Annotated in this window: 20 protein-coding genes and 1 pseudogene; 15 read left to right on the forward strand and 6 right to left on the reverse strand. The window is 53.4% G+C overall.

Annotation, left to right across the window (positions count from 1 at the left end):
* Positions 1 to 88: 88 nt before the first annotated feature.
* From ACZ47M_RS09315 to ACZ47M_RS09330, 4 genes and pseudogenes are all read right to left on the reverse strand, one after another.
* The gene (locus ACZ47M_RS09315; RefSeq protein WP_315341582.1) at positions 89 to 559 is read right to left on the reverse strand and encodes a DUF371 domain-containing protein; all 471 of its coding nucleotides are present in this window, start codon (positions 557 to 559) and stop codon (positions 89 to 91) included.
* On the reverse strand, positions 516 to 1,100 hold the full coding sequence (locus tag ACZ47M_RS09320; RefSeq protein WP_315341579.1) for a thymidine kinase: 585 nt from the start codon (positions 1,098 to 1,100) through the stop codon (positions 516 to 518). The genes ACZ47M_RS09315 and ACZ47M_RS09320 overlap by 44 nt, the downstream gene beginning before the upstream one ends.
* Before the next feature lie 38 nt (positions 1,101 to 1,138).
* Positions 1,139 to 1,564 (reverse strand): annotated as a pseudogene (locus ACZ47M_RS09325) (NfeD family protein).
* A 5-nt stretch (positions 1,565 to 1,569) separates the two neighbouring features.
* The gene (locus tag ACZ47M_RS09330; RefSeq protein WP_315341578.1) at positions 1,570 to 2,493 is read right to left on the reverse strand and encodes an SPFH domain-containing protein; all 924 of its coding nucleotides are present in this window, start codon (positions 2,491 to 2,493) and stop codon (positions 1,570 to 1,572) included.
* 146 nt (positions 2,494 to 2,639) lie between these two features.
* Here ACZ47M_RS09330 and ACZ47M_RS09335 point away from each other — a divergent pair, with 146 nt between their 5' ends.
* The 5 genes from ACZ47M_RS09335 to fdhF all read left to right on the forward strand — a co-directional run bounded on the left by ACZ47M_RS09335 (position 2,640) and on the right by fdhF (position 9,105).
* Positions 2,640 to 4,535, forward strand: a complete 1,896-nt coding sequence (locus tag ACZ47M_RS09335; RefSeq protein ID WP_315341575.1) for a phosphoadenosine phosphosulfate reductase domain-containing protein — start codon at positions 2,640 to 2,642, stop codon at positions 4,533 to 4,535.
* 60 nt (positions 4,536 to 4,595) lie between these two features.
* On the forward strand, positions 4,596 to 5,207 hold the full coding sequence (locus tag ACZ47M_RS09340) for an HVO_0476 family zinc finger protein (RefSeq protein ID WP_315342213.1): 612 nt from the start codon (positions 4,596 to 4,598) through the stop codon (positions 5,205 to 5,207).
* 47 nt (positions 5,208 to 5,254) lie between these two features.
* A complete protein-coding gene (locus ACZ47M_RS09345; protein WP_315341572.1) occupies positions 5,255 to 5,422 on the forward strand; it encodes a hypothetical protein in 168 nt (55 codons plus the stop codon).
* Between the two features lie 151 nt (positions 5,423 to 5,573).
* The gene (gene guaB, locus ACZ47M_RS09350) at positions 5,574 to 7,031 is read left to right on the forward strand and encodes an IMP dehydrogenase (RefSeq protein ID WP_315341569.1); all 1,458 of its coding nucleotides are present in this window, start codon (positions 5,574 to 5,576) and stop codon (positions 7,029 to 7,031) included.
* 73 nt (positions 7,032 to 7,104) lie between these two features.
* The gene (fdhF, locus tag ACZ47M_RS09355) at positions 7,105 to 9,105 is read left to right on the forward strand and encodes a formate dehydrogenase subunit alpha (RefSeq protein ID WP_315341566.1); all 2,001 of its coding nucleotides are present in this window, start codon (positions 7,105 to 7,107) and stop codon (positions 9,103 to 9,105) included.
* A gap of 19 nt (positions 9,106 to 9,124) precedes the next feature.
* On the opposite strand, the gene purF is transcribed toward fdhF, so the two are convergent.
* Positions 9,125 to 10,468, reverse strand: a complete 1,344-nt coding sequence (gene purF, locus ACZ47M_RS09360) for an amidophosphoribosyltransferase (RefSeq protein WP_315341563.1) — start codon at positions 10,466 to 10,468, stop codon at positions 9,125 to 9,127.
* Positions 10,469 to 10,624: 156 nt separating this feature from the next.
* On the opposite strand from purF, the gene purC reads away from it, so the two are divergent.
* Positions 10,625 to 11,332 (forward strand): phosphoribosylaminoimidazolesuccinocarboxamide synthase, encoded by a 708-nt coding sequence (gene purC, locus ACZ47M_RS09365; protein WP_315342212.1) that lies wholly within the window; start codon positions 10,625 to 10,627, stop codon positions 11,330 to 11,332.
* 139 nt (positions 11,333 to 11,471) lie between these two features.
* Here purC and purM read toward each other — a convergent pair whose 3' ends face one another.
* On the reverse strand, positions 11,472 to 12,476 hold the full coding sequence (gene purM, locus ACZ47M_RS09370; protein WP_315342209.1) for a phosphoribosylformylglycinamidine cyclo-ligase: 1,005 nt from the start codon (positions 12,474 to 12,476) through the stop codon (positions 11,472 to 11,474).
* A 166-nt stretch (positions 12,477 to 12,642) separates the two neighbouring features.
* On the opposite strand from purM, the gene ACZ47M_RS09375 reads away from it, so the two are divergent.
* The 9 genes from ACZ47M_RS09375 (at position 12,643) to ACZ47M_RS09415 (ending at position 22,340) form a co-directional block, all read left to right on the forward strand.
* The gene (locus ACZ47M_RS09375) at positions 12,643 to 13,950 is read left to right on the forward strand and encodes a beta-galactosidase trimerization domain-containing protein (RefSeq protein WP_315341561.1); all 1,308 of its coding nucleotides are present in this window, start codon (positions 12,643 to 12,645) and stop codon (positions 13,948 to 13,950) included.
* Positions 13,947 to 15,302, forward strand: coding sequence for a glycosyltransferase family 2 protein (locus ACZ47M_RS09380; protein ID WP_315341558.1), 1,356 nt, complete (start codon positions 13,947 to 13,949; stop codon positions 15,300 to 15,302). The genes ACZ47M_RS09375 and ACZ47M_RS09380 overlap by 4 nt, the downstream gene beginning before the upstream one ends.
* Positions 15,296 to 16,459: a helix-turn-helix domain-containing protein gene (locus ACZ47M_RS09385; RefSeq protein ID WP_315341555.1), complete on the forward strand. Its 1,164-nt coding sequence runs from the start codon at positions 15,296 to 15,298 to the stop codon at positions 16,457 to 16,459. The genes ACZ47M_RS09380 and ACZ47M_RS09385 overlap by 7 nt, the downstream gene beginning before the upstream one ends.
* Entirely contained in the window at positions 16,437 to 16,925 is a 489-nt protein-coding gene (gene artF / locus ACZ47M_RS09390; protein WP_315341553.1) for an archaeosortase family protein ArtF, read from the forward strand. The genes ACZ47M_RS09385 and artF overlap by 23 nt, the downstream gene beginning before the upstream one ends.
* A gap of 147 nt (positions 16,926 to 17,072) precedes the next feature.
* Positions 17,073 to 17,387, forward strand: a complete 315-nt coding sequence (locus tag ACZ47M_RS09395; protein ID WP_315341551.1) for a hypothetical protein — start codon at positions 17,073 to 17,075, stop codon at positions 17,385 to 17,387.
* A complete protein-coding gene (locus tag ACZ47M_RS09400) occupies positions 17,384 to 18,190 on the forward strand; it encodes a hypothetical protein (protein WP_315341548.1) in 807 nt (268 codons plus the stop codon). The genes ACZ47M_RS09395 and ACZ47M_RS09400 overlap by 4 nt, the downstream gene beginning before the upstream one ends.
* Positions 18,191 to 18,964: an oxygen-binding di-iron domain-containing protein gene (locus ACZ47M_RS09405; protein WP_315341546.1), complete on the forward strand. Its 774-nt coding sequence runs from the start codon at positions 18,191 to 18,193 to the stop codon at positions 18,962 to 18,964.
* 168 nt (positions 18,965 to 19,132) lie between these two features.
* Positions 19,133 to 19,885, forward strand: coding sequence for a hypothetical protein (locus ACZ47M_RS09410; RefSeq protein WP_464883399.1), 753 nt, complete (start codon positions 19,133 to 19,135; stop codon positions 19,883 to 19,885).
* A gap of 13 nt (positions 19,886 to 19,898) precedes the next feature.
* A complete protein-coding gene (locus tag ACZ47M_RS09415; RefSeq protein ID WP_315341541.1) occupies positions 19,899 to 22,340 on the forward strand; it encodes a 6-pyruvoyl-tetrahydropterin synthase-related protein in 2,442 nt (813 codons plus the stop codon).
* Positions 22,341 to 22,412 lie beyond the last annotated feature (72 nt).

Genomic DNA, 22,412 nt, shown 5'->3' on the forward strand with positions numbered 1-22,412 from the left:
GATACAATATTAGGCAAAAAGCGCACAAACCTGTACTGGAATGTCCACTTGCGCCGGCATGAACCAAAAAGAGGAGTTGAAGAACCCTTCACGGATCGGAATCGACGATTATGAGTTCCACGAGCGCTTCGCTTTCCGGGTTCCTGAGCTTCTCTATTATCCTTCTGTCAATGTCTTTCGCCGCCTTGCTTGCCCTTATCGCCAGCGTCCTCGCGTCTATGTAATCGCTCTTCCTCACGACCATGGAGTGGGGATGGTCGAGTATAAGGCCTGGACTGCCCTCCGCGGTTATCTCCTCCACGAGGTCTCCGACCTTTATCCTGATCAGGAGCTTTCTTCCCTCCTTGAGTGCCCTCTTGAACTCCTCGCTCAGGTCGTTTATTCCCTTGTCCGCTGAGACGCAGATTATGCAGTCTCCCCTTGGCGTCAAATAATCCTCCCTCGTGAACTCGAGGGTCGAGCGGTGGGTGGCCCTTACGTTCCCGTGCCCCCTGCAGCGGATTATTTCCACCAGCTTATCCCTCGGGGACGATGTGGTGTTCCCTGCACCTCGCTTCATAGCTCTCCCTTCCTCCGACCTGTATGACCGGTGAATCCCTCGGGGCTGGCTTTCCGTCGATGAGTCTCTGGCTCCTCGTTGCCGGCCTCCCGCAGACCGTGCAGACGGCGGTAAGGTATACTATGCTGTCGGCCCTCACGAGGAGCTCCCTGGTAACAGGGAAAGGATCCCCTTTAAAGTCGAGGTTTAATCCGCTGGCTATGACGTAAACGCCCCTGCTCGCGAGGGTGTCGAGAACCTCCACTATCTTCATCGGAAAGAACTGTACCTCGTCGACCCCTATTACCTCAAGGCCTTCCCTCAAGGTGATCTCCCTTATTAGTTCCACTCCCTCTTCGCTCGTTGGCACGATGTAAGCTCCATAGCTCAGCCCGTTGTGGGCAACTACCTCTTCGGCTGAATAGCGCGTGTCTATCGCCGGCTTGAAGAGCGCTACCTTTCTCCTGGCAAAGGCCTGCCTCTCGACCCTCTTTATGAGTTCGGTCGTTTTTCCGGCGAACATAGGCCCGGTGATTACCTCAAGAAATCCCCCGGGATGCATTTGATCACCGGGAAAAGTGAGAGGGGTTAGTTAAAACTTTACCCCTTTGCCTTCCTCACGACCAGCTTGACACCGTCAACGGCGGTGACTTCCACTTTATCGCCCTGGCGGAGGGGCTCATCGCTGAGGGCTATCTACCTGTCCCCTTCGAGCTCCACGAGGTAGTGGTCTTCCCCCACTTTAACGACCTTTCCGACCTTCCCGACTAAATCGAAGGTGTACTTCCCCTCCTTTTCGCCGATGTCCTCAACGCCCCTCCAGATGTATCTCCCCACGGCTATGTAAGCAACCACTGCCGCCATCAAGGAAAGAACGAAGCTTTCCATGAAGTTCATGCCGAAACCCATGAGAAGGCCCAGGGTGACGAAGGCCACGCCAATGGGCGTTATGAAGGTAACTACCATCATGTCGAGGACTATTATCAGGAGGCCGAGGATGAGGAGAAAAATGGGGAGGGCTTCCATAACCCTCACTCCGTCGTCTTTTTGGGGTTCTCAAGGTCTTCGGGGCTCATATCGCCCCCGGTTTCCTGGGGTTCTTTCATGTCGCTGGGCGGTGCGGGCGGTATCGGGGTCTCCTTGACCTTCTGGAGTATCCTGAGGAGCCCTATAAGCGACTCGGTGTCGTAGGGGACTATGAGGTTGCCGTACCTGGCAAGGTCGGGGAGTTTCTCGATGTACTGTAGGGTTAGATACTTCTCATCAGCCATCCTGAGCGCCTCAAGGACCTTTCTTATGGCCTCTGCCTGGCCCTCGGCAACGAGTATCTGCCTCTGCTTCTCACCCTCGGCTTCTTTGATGGCCGCTTCCTTCTTGCCCTCCGCGAGGAGGATCATGGCCCTCTTCTCCCTCTCAGCCGTCATCTGCTTGGCCATCGCCTCCTGGATGTCCTTCGGCGGGTCTATGCGCTGTATCTCGACGCGGGTTATCTTGACGCCCCAGCGATCGGTTATCTTGTCGAGCTCTTCTCTTAAGCGGGCGTTGATTATGTCCCTCCCGGAGAGGGTCTCGTCGAGCTCCATCTCGCCGATTATGGCACGGAGGTTCGTCTGGGCGAGCTTGGTTATGGCCATGAGAAAGTTGCTGACATTGTACACTGCCTTAACGGGGTCGAGGATCTGGTAGTAGACGACGGCATCGACTGTGACGACGACGTTGTCCTTGCAGATGACCTCCTGGGGCGGCACATCGATGACGTGTTCCCTCATGTCGACCTTCTTGATGTTCTCCATGAAGGGGATTATGAAGTGGACTCCAGGGTCGAGGATCCTGTTGAACTTTCCGAGCCTCTCGACGAGGCCCCTCTGGTAAGGCTTTATGACCTTCACCCCTAGCAAAAGCAGCAGCAAAAGAAAGCCGCCCAGTATCAGGAGCGCAACTGCGGCGAAGCTCATTACTATCACCACTGGAAATTTTCATGTTCAGTTGAGTGCTCTTTCTTATAAACGTTTCTCAAAAAAGTTGGACAACCATTGATGAGTGAAACCTCGGCCGCCCCATACCTTATAAACCCCCTGCCCTTTCACCCTCTGGTGAGAGCATGGGGAAGCCTGTCTTCCTCGGTAAGGCTTACGTCAACTGGTGCGAAGAGTGCAACGTCCCGCTCATCGGGGACTCCTGCGCCGTCCATGGAAAGGAAGCCCTCTTCAGGCTCGACATAACCCCCCCGGGCGATTTAAGGTTCGCTTTTGAGAAGGACATCGAGTTCATCCGCTCTGTTTTCAGGGAGCACTACGGCGTTGACCTCGGCGAGCTCTTTGAAGGTAAGATAGTCCTCCTCAACAAAACCCCCGGCGAGGATGATGTCTATGAGATAATCCTTGACGGCTACGTCTTCGGCTGGGTGCGCTTTGACCCGCTCGAGCTCAGGTGGAAGCCCGGGCTCAAGGTGGAGGGGGCGATTGCCCTCTGGAAGCGCTTTGGAAAGTCCATGAGAAAGTGGGTAATCATCGACAGGGGAGCGGTTGAACCCATTCTGAACGGCTCCAACCTCCTCGCGGTCGGGATAATCGAGGCCGAGCCGAGCATAAGGCGCGGAGACGATGTCATCCTAATCTCTGAGGACGGGGATGTCGTTGCCACAGGGATAGCGAAGAAGGACTACACGGGGTTAACCAGCAGGGAGCGCGGCACGGGAGTGAAGGTTAGACACCAGAAGTCTGTCAACTACCGTGAGGGGAAGAAAGCAACGATGGAGGAAGTTCTCCGTGCTAACGGCATCGAGCTCGAGAAGAAGGTGGAAGAAGCGAGGCGCTTCATGAGGAAGACCGCGAACAGGTATTCAGACCTTCCGGTGGCAGTAGCCTTCTCTGGCGGAAAGGACAGCCTGGCCGTCCTCGGGCTGGCTTTGGAGGAGTTCGGGGGAGACTTCACCGTCTTCTTCAACAACACGGGCATAGAATTCCCGGAGACGCTTGAATACGTGGAAGAGCTGAGAAGGGAGCTCGAGCCAAAGGGGGTAAAGTTTATAGTTGCCGACGCCGGCGACGCCTTCTGGAGGGCGATAAATGTTTTTTCACCGCCTGGAAGGGACTACCGCTGGTGCTGTAAGGTTACAAAGCTCGGCCCGATAACGCTCGCCATAAAAGAGAACTATCCCAAAGGCGTCCTCATGTTCGTTGGCCAGAGGAAGTACGAGAGCATAAACCGCTTTAATCAGCCCAGAGTGTGGAGGAACCCCTGGGTGCCGAACGAGACCGGCGCTTCGCCCATATTCCACTGGCGCGCGCTGGAGACGTGGCTCTACTTGTTCTCCCGGAAACTGAAGTACAACCCCCTCTACGAGGACCGCTTGGACAGGATAGGCTGCTTCCTCTGTCCCAGCTCTTCCTTAGCTGAGATCTACACGCTGAAGGAGGAGAAGCCCGAGCTCTGGGGCAGGTGGGAGAACGAGCTTAAGCGCTGGCAGAAACGCTTCAACATGCCGGACGAGTGGATCACCTACGGTTTCTGGCGCTGGAAGAAGTTGAGCAGGGGCGAGAAAGCCATTGCGGGAGAACTCGGCGTTGAAATTCCCGAGGAGCGCTCCTGGGAGCCTGTGAGGGTAGAGATAAGGGAAACCGGGGAAGGCTACGAGCTGGAGTTTAACACGGTTCTCAACAAAAAGCGCATCCTTGAGGTGGCTCCAATACTCGGCGAGGTCAAGGTGGAGGAGAACGTCGTTAAGGCTGGAGAAGTGGAGTTTCTGACGGGAACGAGGAAAGCTAAGGCCCCCAACGTGGAGGAAGCCTGGAACGCTTACTATCTTGTAAAGAGGGCCTACGAGTGCGTCGGCTGTGGCGTCTGCGTTGGAAAATGCCCGGAGGGAGCTTTGAGCATAGATGAGAGGAGCAAGAAGATAGTGGTCGACTGGGACAGCTGCGTTCACTGCAGGGAGTGCATGGAGGTCTGCCCGCTGTTGAAGATCAAGAACCCCAGGGAGGGGAGCCAGCTCTGATTGAATCCCGACATGGGCACCTTTATAAACTCCTCTACTTTTCTCCCACCGGTGAGGAAAATGGAGGAGATATTTGTCTGCCCCGAGTGCGGAAGCGAGAACGTTGATGTGATAAGGGAGAGGGGAAGGGAGCTGACGCTGAGATGTAACGAGTGCAACAACGTCTGGCACGTTACGCTTCCCAAGCTGGTTAAGGTTCCCCTCGTGGTCAGCAAGCACGAGGTCAGCTTCAAAACTTTCGCGGAGCTTCCTGAGGGAGAGGAGATCAGCGTGGGCGACGTAGTGGAGACAGAAGAAGACGAGGTTCGGATTACGGGCATAGAACTGGAGGAGAACAGGCGCGTCAACCGGGCCAGGGTGGGGGAGGTCAAGACCCTCTGGGGCGAGAGTTTAACCTATCCAAAGGTCATCAAGGTGTCCATCTACCTGCCCAAGGGTATGACGCAGTCCTTCCGCGTTATGGTTCCAAGGGATGAGGAGTTCGCGGTTGGGGAGGTCGTCGAGGTTGGCGGCTACACCTTCAAAATCGAGAAGATCAAGACGGAGGGAAAGATGCTCCAGCACGGAAAGGCCCGGGCAGAGGAGATAATGGCCCTGATGGGGCACCCCATCACAGGGGCTAAGGCCAGGAGAAGCCTTAAACTTTACAGGGGCTATGAGGAGGAATCCTGAGCTGAAGGGTGATGAGCTTGGCCGCTCCCGAGCCCGTGGTGATGTCCATGGAGCGTAAAACGGCCTATCGGATGCTCCTTTTTCTCGTCCTTATTTTAACGGCCGCTTACACCCTCGGCCTTGCCGGCCTCCTGCCCTTCAGGGTGAGCTACTACATCACTCTCTTCATGGTTCTCCTCTTCGTGATCCTCCGGGCCGGGACCAGAGGACGTTGAAGGGCCCTTTTTCTACAGCTATTTGATCTGGAGCCAGGGTCTCGTTAAGGGCTCTGAACAAAACTCCTCATCAACTTCCCCCGTTTATCCCCAAAATGCTTAAAAACCATTGCCATTTTTAAGTCAAAAAGGGTTTCGGAGGTCGGACAATATGGGAAAATTTGAGCAGAAACTTGTTAATGCCCTCAGGGCCTACACCTTCGACGACGTTCTTCTGATACCGCAGGCCACCGAGGTCGAGCCGAAGGACGTTGACGTTTCAACCCAGATCACCCCCAGGGTAAGGCTCAACATACCCATCCTCAGCGCCGCGATGGACACCGTTACCGAGTGGGAGATGGCGGTCGCGATGGCGAGGGAGGGCGGCCTTGGGGTAATCCACAGGAACATGAGCATTGAAGAGCAGGTAGAGCAGGTCAAGAAGGTCAAAAGGGCGGAGCGCTTCATCGTTGAAGACGTCATATCGATTTCTCCGGAGGAGACCGTTGACTACGCCCTGTTCCTGATGGAGAAGAACGATATAGACGGGCTCCCCGTTATCGATGACGGGAAAGTTGTCGGCGTCATAAGCAAGAAGGACATAGCCGTGAAACAGGGAAAACTCGTAAAGGACGTTATGACGGGCGAGCCAATAACGGTTCCCGAGAGCGTGACCACCGAGGAGGCCCTTAACCTCATGTTCGAACACAGGATAGACAGGCTACCGGTGGTTGACGGGAACGGCAAACTCGTGGGGATAATCACGATGAGTGATTTGGCGAAGCGCAGAAAGTACAGGAACGCCGTTAGAGACGAGAACGGGGACTTGATAGTTGCGGCCGCAGTCGGCCCCTTCGACCTCGAAAGGGCAAAGGCCCTCGATAAGGCGGGCGTTGATGTTATAGTCGTTGACACTGCCCACGCCCACAACCTCAAGGCGATTAAGGCGATGAAGGAGATAAGGAAAGCCATCGATGCAGATTTAATCGTCGGGAACATAGCCAACCCGAAGGCCGTTGACGACCTGACCTTTGCTGATGCCGTAAAGGTGGGAATCGGCCCGGGGAGCATATGCACCACCCGCGTGGTGGCTGGCGTTGGCGTCCCGCAGCTTACTGCAATAGCTCTCGTGGCTGATAGGGCCCAGGAATACGGGCTTTACGTCATAGCGGACGGCGGAATAAGGTATTCTGGAGACATCGTCAAGGCCATAGCGGCCGGAGCTGATGCGGTGATGCTCGGTTCTCTCCTGGCCGGGACAAAGGAAGCGCCCGGGAAAGAGGTCGTCATAGACGGCAGGCGCTATAAACAGTACCGCGGGATGGGCTCGCTCGGGGCTATGATGAAGGGCGGTGCCGAGCGCTACTACCAGAGGGGCCACATGAAAACCCAAAAGTTTGTCCCGGAGGGCGTTGAGGGGGTTGTGCCCTACAGGGGCCCCGTCAGCGACGTCCTCTACCAGCTCGTCGGCGGCCTCCGCTCTGGGATGGGCTACGTTGGGGCGGCGAACATCAGGGAGCTCAAGGAGAAGGGGGAGTTCGTAATAATCACGAACGCGGGGATAAGGGAGAGCCATCCGCATAGCATTTTCATAACCAACGAGGCGCCGAACTACCCCATGGGCAAGTGATTAACAAAAATATGCAAATTTTTCTCAGAAAAACTTTTTATTTTTGCACTTCTTTTGTCAATCGGGTGATGGCGTGAGCGGGCTCAAGAGTGTTGTGTGCCCCTACTGCGGCTTTGGCTGTAAGTTGCTCGTGGATCCGAAAACCCTGAGAGTAAAACCCCACCACGGCGAGCCGAACAGAGGGAAACTCTGCCCGAAAGGCCTCCACGCGGCTGAGGTGGTCACCTCAAAGGACAGGCTCAAGAGGCCCCTTAAGAGGGTCGGCTCCGCGATGGTCCCGATAAGCTGGGGCAGGGCTATTGAGGAGATAGCGAACAAACTCCTCGAAATCCGCGAGCTCTATGGCCCGGACGCGGTCGCTTTCATAGCTTCCTCAAAGGTCAGCAACGAGGAGAACTACCTCCTCCAGAAGATAGCGCGCCTATTTGGGACTAACAACATCGACAACTGTGCTCGCTTATGCCATGAGGCTTCGGTCCACGCCCTAAAGCTGGCCGTTGGGGCGGGTGCTCAAACCAACCCCTACGAAGACCTCGAGGGCTTCAACGCGATACTCATCTGGGGCTACAATCCAGCGGAGACTCACCCGGTTGTCATGGATTATATCCTAAGGGCGAAGCGGAAGGGGGCAAAGGTAATCGTCGTTGACGTCAGGGAGACCAGGACTATGGCTCTTGCCGATTATAAGCTCGTTATAAGGCCCGGGACCGACATAACCCTCGCCAACGCCATGATGCACGTGATAATCCGGGAAGAGCTCTACAACGAGGACTTCGTCCGCTCCAGGACGAGGGGCTTCTCAGAGGTGAAGATGACTGTCAGGAAGTACACGCCGGAGTACGCTGAGAGGGTAACAGGAATTCCGGCGGAGACCATAAGGGAAGCCGCGGGGGCCTTCGCCTTGGCTGGAAGCGGCGCGATAATGTGGGGGATGGGCCTTACACAGCACGTCTCCGGGGTTGAGAACGTCCTGGCCATTATAGACCTCGCTTTGTTGCTCGGCTACATTGGCGAGCGCGGTGGCCTCTACCCAATGCGAGGCCAGAACAACGTGCAGGGAGCGGCATACATGGGCGCGCTGAGCGAGTTCCTGCCCGGTTACGTTCCGCTGACAGATGAGCGCTTCAGGAAGCGCGTCGCCTCTATCTGGGGCGTTGAGGATCTTCCGACGGAGAGGGGGCTTTATCTGACGGAGCTCTGGGATGCAGTGGAGGAGGGCAACCTGAGGGCGCTCTACATCGTCGGGGAGAATCCAGCGGTTAGCGAGGCTGATTTCATACGCGTTAGAGAAGCCCTCAGAAAGCTCGACCTCCTCGTAGTTCAGGACATCTTCCCGACGAGAACGGCCCGCTACGCCCACTACCTCCTGCCGGCAGCGGCCTTCTGCGAGAAGAGCGGGAGCTACATGAACAGCGAGAGGAGAATCCAGTGGAGTGAAAAGGCCTGCGAGCCTTACGCAGACTCAAAGCCCGACTGGGAGATTCTGACGATGCTCGGAAGGGCACTTGGCCTGCCGGGTTTTAACTACGCGAGCGTTGAGGAAGTAACGGCGGAATACTTCAGGCTCTTCCCGGAGCTTGAGGAAAGGACTGTAGAAGAGCTGAAGAACTCGGACGGAATTTTCCTGCCGAGGAAGAGGCTTCACACCTGGGAGTTCGCAACACCCGACGGGAAGGCGAGGCTTATAGCTGTTGAGCAGATATCGCCCTGGGAGACGCCCGATGAGGAATACCCCTTCGTTCTCACCACGGTGAGGCTGATAAGCCACTACAACACCGGTGAAATGACGCTCAGGAGTCCCTCACTTGTCAAGCTGGCTGGAGAACCGGAGGCACTGATAAGCGAAAGGGACGCGGCTAAGCTTGGAATCGCCGATGGTGACTGGGTGGAGATAGAGACGAGGCGCGGAAGGATAAGGATGCGCGCAAAGGTTGGCGGTGTCCCCCAGGGGGTTGTTGCGGTCCCCTTCCACTTCAAGGCCAACAGGCTCACCGGCTCGGCCCTCAACAAGGCGGGAACGCCGGAGTTCAAGTATTCAGCCTGCAGGGTGAGGAAAGTTCAGGAAGGCCGTTGATTACAGCTCATGCTTCACGTTAGAACCTGAACGCCCACTCGGGGTAATCTCCCGTGAGGCAGGCCATGCAGAGCTCTTCCCTGCCAACTGCCCTTTTCAAGCCTTCGACGCTCAGGTATGCCAGACTGTCAGCTCCTATCGCTTTCCTGACATTTTCAACGCTCCCAAAGGCCGCTATGAGCTCGTGCCTCGTCGGTATGTCGATTCCCATGTAGCAGGGGTGCCTTATCGGTGGCGACGCTATCCTCACATGAACCTCCCTTGCCCCGACTTCCCTGAGCATGGAAACTATCCTCCTCATCGTAGTGCCCCTGACTATGGAGTCGTCAACCAAAACCACCCTCTTCCCGCCCACGATTTCCCTCACCGGCGAAAGCTTCAGCCTAACCTTCAGCTCGCGGTTGAACTGGCCCGGCGTTATGAAAGTTCTTCCTATGTAGCGGTTCTTTATCAGCCCCTCGGCGTATGGAATCCCGCTTTCCATCGAAAAGCCGAGTGCGGCGGCCCTTCCAGAATCGGGAACATCTATGACTACTTCTCCGCTGGCGGGGCTTTCTTTTGCGAGTTCCCTGCCCATCCTGACCCTCGCCGAATAGACGTTGACGCCGTCGATGGTACTATCTGGTCTCGCGAAGTAGATGTATTCAAAAACGCAACCGTGGTGCCTTTCCTCTGCCATGACTCTGCTCTCCACCGATTCCCCGTCCAGCAGAAAGACTTCCCCGGGCTTAACGTCCCGTATCCTTCCCCTCTCCTCCAGGAAGAGCCTTATGGCCGAGTCTTCGCTCGCGAAGTAGTGGCCGTCTCCCTCTCCGTAGCTGAGGGGCCTGAAGCCAACGGGATCCCTCGCCACCAGTATCTTTCCGTCGAAGAGAAATGCAACCGAATAAGCGCCTTTAACCTCGTCAAAAACTGCTTTCATGGCCTCGAACTCGTCGTTGCTCTCCCGGAGGTGCCAGAGGAAGGAAACCCCGAGGAGCTCGGAATCAATTGAGTGGTGGAATTTAACCCCCCTTTTCTCGTACTCCCTTTTTAGCGGCAGGAAGTTTGTGAGCGTCCCGTTGTGGGCTACGGCTATTCTCTTTCCACAGCACTCCGTCTCGAGCGGCTGGGTCTCGGTGGGGGAGCCCGACGTTGAATAGCGGACGTGAGCTATCGCGAGGTTTGATTTGAGCTTAGCTAAAACCGGCCCCCTGAATACGTCCTGTACGAAGCCTAACCCTGAAAGCGTCCTTATCTTGTGCCTCCAGACGCTTATCCCGGCGCTCTCCTGTCCGCGGTGCTGGAGGGCTATGAGGGCGTAGTAGGCTTTCTTTGGTGCGTCCTCTGAGACCGTCGCAAAGATACCGCACTTCTCCCTCAACGTCCCACCGTCCTTTGACGTTTACGTGCTTATAAATGCCTTTGGCCCTGCACTTCTTTACAGGTTTCAGTTTAAAAACCTTGCCCAGTGATTGACTTTTAAATGTCAAAAAATCCTTAAAAACCCACAAGATTTTACATAAAAATGGTGATGCCCGTGCAGGTCTACGAGGGAAAGGCCAAGAAGGTTATTCCTCTCGACGAGGGAAAGGTCGTGATGGAGTTCAAGGACGATGCGACGGCCTTCGATGGGAGTAAGAAGGCCCAGTTCAGGGGCAAGGGCTGGCTCAACGCGCAGATAAGCGCCCACCTCTTCAGGGTTCTCGAGGAGAAGGGCATAAAGACGCACTTCATCGGCGTTGCAGGCGATAACAAGCTAATCGTCGAGAGGCTTGACATGTATCCCCTCGAGGTCGTGGTGAGGAACGTCGTTGCGGGAAGCCTGAAGAAGCGCCTCCCCCTTGAGGAGGGAACCGAGTTGAAGGAGCCAATAGTCGAGCTCTACTACAAGAACGACTCCCTCCACGACCCGATGATAAACTACTACCACGCAAGGATCCTCGGCATAGAGGAGTCTGAAATAAAGGAAATGGAGAGGATAGCCCTCAGAGTGAACGAAGTCCTTAGGGAGTACTTCAGGGAGCGCGGGATAATTCTGGTCGACTTCAAGCTGGAGTTCGGAAAGAACAGCAGGGGCGAGATAGTTTTAGGCGATGAGATAAGCCCGGACACCTGCCGCTTCTGGGACGCGAAAACCGGAAAGAGCCTCGACAAAGACGTGTTCCGCTTTGACAAGGGCGACCTCATTGAGGCCTACGAGGAGCTCTACGCAAGGCTCACGGGCGAAACTCCGGGTCGTGCATGATTAAAACCTTTGTAGCAGCTTTTCTCGTTTTTTTTCTTTCTCAGCTCGACCCCCTCAGCCCCACCCCATATTCCTCCACGGCATTCCAAACGAGCCCGGCAGGTTTTCAGGGAGGACCCAAAAAAGTTGGGAAGGGAGTTTAAAGCCTTACCCCGTAGTTCTCCACCCTTATTCCCGGCTCCCTCGTGACGGTTCCAAGCTCAAAGCTCTCGTAATACCTGTTGAGGACTTCGAGGGCTTCCTCCTTCTCCTCCCGGGGCACTATGGCCATCATGCCAACACCCATGTTGAATACCCTGAACATCTCCTCCAGGGGGACGCCGTTCTCGTGGATGAGCTTAAAGATCCCCTCCATCGGGGGCATCTCCAGCGAGAAGCCGTAGTTTGTGAGACGCCTGAGGTTGAGCAGCCCGCTGCCGGTTATGTGCGCCAGTCCGTGAACCTCAACTCTCTTAAGGAGCTCAAGAACTGGCTTGACGTATATTCTCGTTGGCTCCAAAAGCCACTCCCAGAGCTTTTTGCCTTCATACTCATAATCAAGGCCGTATTTTGGGATCAAAAGCTTCCTCGCCAGCGTTAAGCCATTGGAATGGATCCCGGAGCTGGAAATTCCTATGACGGCATCGCCGGGCCTTATTGCTTCACCGGTTATGACTTTTTTGTTTTCGATGATGCCAATGGCCATCCCCGCCAGGTCAAAGCCGTTTATGAGGTCGGGCATGACTGCGGTTTCTCCTCCGACTATCGCTATCCTCGCCTGCCTGGCCCCCTCGTAGAGCCCCCTGGCTATCTCGGAGAAGACTTTCTCGTCCGGTTCCCTGACGGCTAAATAGTCAACGAGAGCGACCGGCTCCGCCCCGACGCAGAGCAAATCATTGACGTTCATTGCTATCATGTCTATACCGATCGTGTCGAACTTTCCAACTGCTTCAGCAACTAAAACCTTGGTTCCAACGCCGTCTGTCTTCATGGCAAGATAGAAGTTTCCGAAATCCAGCACAGCGGCGTAGTGGCCGATTTCCTCAACCGGTTCGCCGATTTTGCCTTTCCTGAACTCGAAGGTTGCCTCTGCGAGCGATATTATCCCCCTTAAGGCTATGGTAGTTTTCTCGTCATCGACTCCGGCCTGGGCGTAGGTCAGCATGGGCACCACCGCTACACCTTCCCTCGGTTCCTTAAAAGCTTTGCCATTTTTATGTATAAAATATTTGGCTTAATCTGAACTTTTAACATTTAAAATGCTAAAAGGTTGCTCCGCCGTTCGAGGAACTGGCTAAACATTATAAGAGTTCAAATCCAAAACTTAGACCATGACCACGATAAGGGTAAGCTTGCTAACCCTCACACTCATCATCTTCCTGCTCTTACTGTCTCCTCTGGCTTCGGGCTCTTCCACCCCAAGAATGCTCGTAGTTTGCAGTGACGTAGAAGATGTTATGATGGCCAACTCAATGGACAGCTTTGCGGTTGATATCCTTTACCTGGGGAAGGATTTGCCCGACGACAGGTCCCTCCTCTCCAGCCTTGAGTACCTTGCTCAATACGACGAGATCTGGATACCCGATTTGAACCTTCAGTTGACGTACGGTGGAAAACTCTCTCAAAATGAAATTGATGCCCTCAAACAGTACGCGGAAATTGGGGGTGTTCTTGTTCTTGGCCTCAACACCTACGTCCAGCACTGGAGTAGAGAGCTTGACGAAATCCTTGGGGTTAGCCTTCTAAGGATTAAATCCTCCGGAGACGTAGTTTACATTAACTACAGTGGGAAGCTCTACCTCTACAACACGAGCTTTCAGATTGCTGTGGTCAGGCCTGTGGGGGCAGATGTAATAGCAAGCTACAGCACGGGGGAGCCGGCCATTACCGAGGCACACTATGGTAAGGGCGTGGTGGTGCTGATGACGTTTAACCCTGTTAAGGCCGTTGTTGAACAGGACGAGAACTATGCCGCAATCTACAAGGACGTAGCAATGAGGGGACTCAACGGCAGGGCCTCAAAGCCCGAGCTTTCCACCGGAAAGATAATAGAATTAAAAGTGAAAAGGCTCACCTTAAATCCAATCTTTATAGGCCTCATGGCCTTCGCCCTTCTGTTCCTTATGGCCTACCTCGGCTATCTCCCATGGGGCCTCACCCTTGCCATGGTGGCACTCACGTTTCCCGTTTCAATGCATACACAGCGAAAACTTCAGAAAAAGCTCACCGATGCCCTGGAAGTTTTAGCGGGAGCAACCCTAAGGGAGCTCTCGGAAGAGCTGGGTGTTGAGCCAAAACGCCTGAAGTTTCCAGTAGCCGTGCTGAAGATTTCGAGGAAGGCGGAAATTATAGACCTCTCTGAGTTCGGGGAGAGGGACGTTCTCATAACCCTAAGAGGAAAGGAAATAGAGGGGGTGGCAGCTTGGGCAGCTGATAGGTATTCCAGGCTGATGGAGAAGGTTACCATGAACCCGGGCATTAGGGTTCTCGACCTGGCGAGGTCCCTTAACATGCCTCCCTACGACGTCCTCGAAACTTTGAGGCACCTCTCCAAACACGGTGTCGTGGAGCTCAGGAAGATAATGTTTGACTACGAAGTTTACCCGACCAAGGCTTTAGCCAGGTGGTTCGAGGTATGAGAAGAAAGATAGCCTCTTACCTCTCGGCTCTCATAATCTCCATTTATCTGGTCTACTTAGACTACACTATGCTTCAGTACGTTGCCTGGGAAACCTCGCGACGTCTTTTTCCGGGGGTTGAACACTATCCGGTGTATTCTTTTGTCAGGTACCTCTTCTACTTAACGGGCGCCTTCGTGATAACGGCCTATGCGACATATTTCATATTCTACATATATTTCCGCAGTTCCGAGGGAGCCACTAAATATCCACGTCTCTATCCTAAGGTTTCCATAATTGTTCCCGCCTACAACGAGGGAATGAACATAGAGCGCCTCCTTGAGAGCATTTACTACCAGGACTACCCCTTCAATCTCGTTGAGGTCATAGTTGTTGACGATGGAAGCCTCGATGCGACGGCTGAGATAGCCTCCTCATGGGGGGCAAAGGTAATTTCCCACGAGACGAACCTCGGAAAGGCAAGAGCCCTTGAGGATGGCATAAAAGCGGCCACTGGAGATGTGATAGTCACGATGGACGCAGACTCATACTTTGGCACGGGCTCGTCCCTGAGATACCTCGTGGAAAGTCTTCACACTAAGCCTAACATTGGAGTATCAACCGGCATAATTCGAATTGCTCCCATAAAGGGCAGCCTCCTGGAAAAGTTTCAAGAGATAGAGTTTCTCCATTCCTTTGAGGTTGGCAGGAGGGTTCAGTCCTACCTCGGGTGGCTCCTCGTTGTTCCCGGAGCCTTTTCGGCTTTCAAGTCCTACTTCCTCAAGAGGCTCCAAACAGTGCCGAAGGATACGCTGGCGGAGGACTTTGACCTCGGTATGATAGCTCATAGAGCAGGGCTTGATTCGGTCTTTGAGCCAAATGCCATTATTTACACGTATCCGAAGACCAGCTGGAGGAGGGCTTACAGACAGAGGCTCAGGTGGTACTATGGGGGTCTTCAGGTTATGGCCAAGCACAGGGACATGATACTCAACTGGAAATACGGTGAGAAGGGTTTCTTCCTCTTCGCCCACATTATACTTCTGGAGTACCTGCTTTCCTTTATACATGTGTTTGGCATGGTGTCCTTCCCCACGATGGTTCTACTGCAATACGTTTTCGATATCAGGGTACTCGATTTCACTTTACCTCCTATGGTCATGGCGTTTCTCTTTTTCCTTGTTTTTACTCTCCAGTACCTCCCCGGGGTTTTAATGAGCTCAATTGCAATGGCGATAGAGTACGGCCTGGCCAGGGCTTTCAGCTATCTCACCCCAATCCTTCTCTACTATACCCTCTACAACCCCCTGCTCTCGATAATAAAGGTTGATGCCACCTTACGGTACATGAGGGGGGTGGTTCAGGGATGGTGAGAAAGTTGCTCGCCATAGCTTTTATTCTTGTCCTCGTCTTACCCCCCGTAACCTCGACGGCTATCTACCTATACTCAGATCAGGGGGATATGCCCCTCTACGAGGCCATCTCCGAGAAGGAAAAAGTTGCCCCCGGTGGGGATGGCGATATAATCCTCGCCCTTGACCTCAACTACGGATTCCTAAACGAAAGCATGAGAGAAAAAGCCTTGGCTCTTTTGTCGGAAGCAAAGGCCGGGAGGACTGTCATAGTTGGGCTTAACACCCTCAGGACGCTGGAAAATGACAGGCCTGGAATATTAGGAGTTCTCGGTCTGACAATAAACTTCACGAAGACAGGCTTAGTTAAGATATCGCCGAACGATCATCTGAAGTTTACCTCCTTCACCTACGACTCAGATACCTACGGCATAGCCCTCGTTGGTGGAAAGGCCAAACCGGTGCTCCTCTCTGGGGATATCCCAGTGGTCAGCGAGCTAAGGGTCGGTGAAGGGAGGTTTGTGATCATCGCCATAAACCCAAGCGCTCTCTATCTTGATACAAAAAACCCTGCGGTTGCGGAGTTCGTGGTGGCCATAATAAGACACTACAAAGGCGGCGTCCCCCTCACGAGTGTGGCAATCGGGGCGTTGGCTTCCGCGGGTGCGGTTGCCTACGCGCTCAACTCCCACAATCCGCGCATCCAGAGGTTCAGGGAGTTTTTGGTGGGTCTTGTCCTGGCATTGGGTGCCTACATGCTTCCTGCGAGGGAAATCCTTAAGAACGAAGTGAGGAGGGGCATCTACGAGTACGTAAAAGCAAAGGGATACACGACCGTAAACGACGTCGCATCGATGTTCTCAATCTCGAGAACCAATGCCAAGTGGCACCTCTCTGTACTCAAGAGGTCCGGTTATGTGGACGAGACGGAAGTTGGCAACACGATGATCTTCTATCCCGCAGGAAAAAGAAGAGAGGCAATAAAAGCGTCCCTCCTTGAGAACAGAACGAGGAGGGAAATTCTGAAAATGGTTAAGGAGGGAAAGTCCCTCAGCGAAATCTCCAGAGTTCTCGGGCTCAGCAAGTCCACCGTCCACTACAACCTTAGCATACTTGAAGAGTACGGCCTCATAAAGTCAAGGGAGGACGGAAGCTATGAAGTTGCCGAAGATACCTGAGCTTGCCGTGTTCATAGGCTCCCTCATAGTTTCAACCGTTGTTGTCATGGTTCTGGGCGTCAAGTACGGAGGGCCTCTCATAAAGGTTGAAGCCGCCAACATACACAGCCTCCTTTCAATGGTTGGAATAGAAAACGCCCTCGCTGGGAACATGATATATCTGCCCGGCGAGAGGATGACCTTCGAGATAACATGGGAGTGTAGCGGGATGTTCAGTATACTCCTCTACACCGTGGTCTACTTTGCTATCCCAAAGCTCAGGAGGCATCTCTGGGAATACCTCATCGGCGTGTCAGTAATATATCTCCTAAACCTCGGCAGGATTTTTCTGGCCATATACGCATACCATACCTTTGGAGAAGGGGCCTTCTCGCTGCTCCATTACACCATAGGGCCGCTCCTCATGTTCACGGTGGTTGTCCTTCTCCTCGCGAGCGCGTTTGTGAAGAGCCTTCGTCCAAATTGATTGGGACAGGTGAAACGGCACCGCTAAATTTATAAGGTTAACCTAACATAAGTCGTTCGAAAATCTAGCTAAGGTTTATTTAAAGTCGAATACACTAATTATGACCAGGAACAATCTCTTAGGAAAGATCGTACGGAGGTGAATGAGATGGAGGCAGTTACGGACTCATATGGATGGAATAGCGGGCCGATATTAACACCAGAAGCGTTCGAGGCAATATACTCGCTTTGGAGAGAGATAGTCGAGGGCTTACAGCTGGCCGTGCCGCACCTCGTTGGCAGGGCAAGGGTCCTGAACGGAGTGGCTTCCGTGACCGAGATGGACGTGGTTCTTCACACAGAAGAGAGACTCCTTACCTTCAGAGAGGGAAACGAGGTAAGCTTCATCGTTCCCGTTGACCCAAGGGAAGGTCCGGAAGGGATATACCTTAAACTTCTGCACGCCCTGGAGGAGCAGCTATGAAGAGAAAAAATACCACTGTGGAGATAGCCGCCCCCAAGGAAGCGGTTGAAGCTGTTCTCAACGACGCCCCCTCATTCATAACCAACTGGCCTTACGTGGTAAGAGTGAGCATGAAGGACGGCCTGAAGGCGGAGATAATGCTCCCCAGGTTCATCTTCAAGTTCAGGGACGTTTATCGCTTCGAACATCATGCCGACTACAACAGCCACATATACGACGGAACAGGCGAGACGGGACAAATCTCCCTCGTGGTCACGCTGAAGGAATGGCGGAAGAACACGGGCGCAGTCCTCGAGCTCTCTTACCAGGGGAAGGGAGAGTTTTGGCTCGGGAAGACCCTCCAGGACTTCGTTGAGAAAATAGGGTCAATTCTCAAGGAAATGGCCGAGAACCGGCCGGTTCAGGAGCAGATTCGGGTTCCAGCGAATACCAAGGAGAGCATAGCGACAAACGTGGACTTCTCAGACCCAATGAGCGTCGCGAGCTTCCTCTCCAAATCAAGAATGGTTCACAGTGGGCTTCACGTCATTAGTGAAAAGGGCCTCTTCGATCTCATAAGCGAACTCAGGGCCACGATACAGGATAGAATCCTGTACATCTCCGGAATAACCAACGACGGAACCAGCTCCTTTAAGGTTCTCCTCGACGGGAGCAGAATACTGGCGATAGAGCACAGAACTTCAGAAGGCGTGGAGGTCGTGAAGGTAGAGAACGATGAGGGTTCGAGAAGGGCCCTTGAAATAGCTTCCAGAATACGGGGAACTTATATGGTGAACGTGTGGGTTCCAATAGGGGGTGTTTGAATGATAAAGAATATGAACAGCTATCCCCTGTACGATGATGGCGAACACAAGGTTTACTGGCTTGGTATAGAGGAAGCCGAAGACGAGAGGGGGATTCTCACCAACCAGTATCTCGTCGTTGATGGTAGTGAGGCAGCTATAATCGAGCCAGGGGGCTTTTTCGTCTTCTCAAGGGTTCTTAAAAACGTCTCATCGATAGTCCCGCCGACCCGGATAAAGTACCTCATGTACTCCCACCAAGATCCAGATGTCATAGCCGGCCTTAACCTCTGGTTCGAGTACGCTCCCCTGGCAAAGTTCGTCATCTCGGAACTCTGGGTTCGCTTTCTCCCGCACCTTGCAGTTCTCAGCGCGGGGAGAACGATAGGCATTCCTGACAGGGGCTCGGATTTCAAGCTCGGAAACTCAACGATAAAGGCCGTTCCAAGCCACTACCTCCACAGTCCGGGGAATTTCTCGTTCTACGACGAGAAGAGTGGGATACTGTTCAGCGGTGACATAGGGGCCGCAGCCTTCCCTGAGGGAGAGTGGTACCTCTTTGCAGAGGACTTTGATGAACATGTCAAATACATGGAGGGCTTTCACAAGCGCTACATGAGCTCTACGAAGGCTTTGCGGGCGTGGGTTAGACAGGTGAGAAGGCTGAACCCGAGGATCATAGCGCCGCAGCACGGGGCTATCTTCAGTGACGAGAACGTGGGAAAGTTCCTCAACTGGCTGGAAGGCCTTGAGGTCGGGATAGACGTTTTTGAGGGCGAGTTCTATGGGGATTGAATTTTCCCTCTTCTCCTCTAATTTCCCGCAAGGAGGTTCGACAGATTTGAGGACAAACCGGACGATTTTGGGGAGAAATGGTTATAAGTTGCTTGACCTTAAACCGTTCGAAAGTCTGACTAAAGGTTATTTAAGGTCAAACATGTATTGATAATAGAGGTGAAAGATATGGTTGGTGTTGCAAGAATGAGGATTGCAGTTCCCGTCATAGCCCTTGCGCTCCTTCTCACGGGGTTAGGCAACGTTAGCAGTGCTGAAATGAGCGGCAAGGTGCTCCACGTGTGGGATCACAGCCTGGATAGTTCTTATTATGTATACCGGCAGGTTAACTCCGGTGAGTACCCCCTTAGCGTCCAGTGGGATGCCTACGCCTTCAACTACTCCCAGGGGACGCAGTATGTGGCTATCATGGCCCTTGTGGATAGCAATGGACTCGCCTGGGGATTCTTCTGGAAGAACGGGACTGTGGCTATTTTTTCAGGCACGAGTGACCCTTCAGGCAGTACCCCGGTTTATACAACAAGCGATGGCTCGTCTTCACACACATACAAGATCGAAGTCGTTTACAACAAAAAGAAACAAATAAGCGAGTTGAAATACTACATAGACGGACAACTGGTATATAGCTCTAAGAGCACTCCAAAGAGCGTAAGCTACATTGGGGCAGGGAGGATATTCACTGGGGGAAAACAGTTTGATCTGGTTATAGACAACGTTGTCTACACCTATGCGCTAGGAGACCTCAACAATAGTGATACTGTGCGTGAAGACTTCGAAGACGGCGAAGACAACTTCTTTACATGGGAGCTTGTTGACACCAATGACGACAAAAGTGGGGCAGAAATCGTCGATTCCACCCAGGTCCCCGAGTTCCCCTTCCTTAAGCCCCTCTTTGACTGCCTCTCCTCGATAATCGGGTGAAATAGGTGAGGGCATGGTTGAAATCAGAAGGATTAAAATCCGCGAGCCCCTCTTTATACTCTCCGTTTTCTTCCTGTCCCTCTTCGTGTTGAGGGGGTTCCTCTCCCCGGGCTATCCACCCTCATGGGGAGGCGACTCCTACGGTCACCTCTTCAAGATATGGAAGCTTATGAAAGATTACTCCCCATGGATTGAGGACTGGTACGGCGGTTATCCCTTCCTGAGGTTTTATCCACCTCTCTCGTACCTTATCGGTGCCCTCCTGGGTAAAATAACATCATCCGCGATAGCAGGCTATAAACTGACCGTTCTGCTGGCGATTTTGGTGGGTGCCCTATCCACCAGGATTCTCCTCAAAGAACTCGACTTCCCCGATGCGTCTTCATACTTATCTGGAATCGTCTATGCCTTCTCAGTCTACCACCTGAGGGTTCTCTCGCCGGAGGGGAACTTCCCGAGGTTCCTGGCCATTAACGTTGCCCCCCTTTTCCTTCTTGCCCTGCTTTACATAACCCGCAGAAACTGGAGATACGCCGTGCTCTCGGGCCTTTTCTTAGCCGTTGTTGGGCTGGCCCACCACACCCTTTTCGTGAGCTTTGGGTTAATGGTGTCCTTTCTTCTCCCCTACGTCTGGATAACGAGGAGGAACGGCGTTAGAGACATCGCCCTTAACCTAGCCATAGCAAGCATCACAGCCCTTTCCATTTCATCCTTCTGGGTTCTTCCGTTTTTGCTGGAGAAGGGCAACGCCCACTTCCTAAAGGAGAACAGCATTGAGTACCTCTTTAAGTTCCAGAGCGTTAGGCTGGAGGATTTACTGTTTCACACATATTCCTGGTCCTTCTACCAGGGGTTGGCCTTCTATATAGGGATTGCTGGGATTGTAATCCTTTTAGCGAAAAAGGAGAAGCCGCAGAGGCTCCTTGGGGCAGGCCTTCTCGGGGCTTCTCTGGTGGCCATATTACTTTCCCTTGGCTATTACGGCCCTATGGCTTTCCTCAACAGGCTTCCCCTCCTCGATATGATACCTCCCTACAGATGGCTCGATAGCCTTTCACTTGCCGGAGCAATCGGCGTCGGCGCCCTCTTTGAAGTTCTCAGCGGGTTTATCCCTCAAAACATCGGGAATAGCGCAAAAAGAAAGGCAGTTGCTGGAATTCTCCTCGCGTTTCTCGTTGTCCTCTCCCTTTCGGACATCAGGCTCCAGGTTGACTCATTAAAGGCCGAGAGCTTTCCCGGGGATTACCTGGCCGTCCTGAGCTATATTAAGAATGACAACTCAACCGGCTGGAGGTTTTATCAGTCAGGTCTCTGGATTACCCAAGGCTCCAGGGTTGCCTACACGCCTGCCCTCGTGGGAAAGCCCTCTTTGGACGGATGGTACAGGCAGGGCGATCCCGCTTATCTCCAGCACTCTTACCTGAACTACGCCATGGAAAAAGACCCTGAGTTTGCCGAGAAAGCCCTAAGGGCATATTCCGTGAAGTATGTCATAACCGACGAGAACTACGGGGGTTATGGCAATATAACAGGGAACCTCAGAGGCTTTGGCTTTGAGGAGGTATATTCCTCCGGCCCGTTCCACCTCTACCGCTGGAACAACTTCACCTTCCTCCAGCCAAAGACTGGCGTTCTCGTAATAGGGGACTGGCCGATTGACCTTGGGGGTCCCTACGAACGCGGAAGCTTTGTGGACGATTACGCCAAAAATCTTTCCAGTTACTCCCTGGTAATACTGAACGGCTACAAGTACAGGGATGTCGGCGTCTGGTTCGACCTGCAGGAGTACGTTAAGAACGGCGGGGTTTTGGTGATCAACACCTTCAGAAGCCCCGATGCGGAGGCGGAGCGCTTGGGCGTGAGGTCCCTGATAGTAAAGGTTCAGGGGAGAGCCAACCTCAGTTCAACAGTATTCAACGCGTCAGAGTTCTCCGAATTCCAGTACGAGGGCCAGCCCTGGACGGCCACCGCTTACAATGGGGACATAGTGCCCCTGATTAGGCTTGAGAACCTCACGGTTCTTGGCTACAAAGATTACGGCAGGGGGCGCGTCTATTTCGTCGGCCTGAACCTCCCATACCATGCCGTCTATAGCAACAACGACTACGAGAAATCCATCCTGAGGGGGCTTCTCACTCCATACCTCCAGGTCCCGGAGCTGAACTACACCGTTCTTGAGCTCGGCGATGGAAGAATAAAGCTCAGGTACGGCCTTGAAAGGCCTTCGAAAGTAATTGTAAGCGAGAACTACTTCCCGCACTGGAAGGCGAAAGTTGACGGAGAAATGGTTTCGGTGGAGAGGAACAACGAATTTGGCCTCATCGAGCTGAACCTTCCAGCAGGGGAGCACGAGCTTGAGCTGGGCTTTGAAGACCCCTTCTTACCCCTCCGATATTTAAGCTTACTTTCCCTTCTCCTCGTGCTGGGTCTCCTTTTGCCCCCAAAGAGGATTTGAAACAATTGCCATTTTTGTGCTTAAAAAGGCTTAAATATTTCAGATTTTTAACATTTAAACGTCAATACAGGT

This window comes from Thermococcus waiotapuensis (assembly GCF_055384795.1).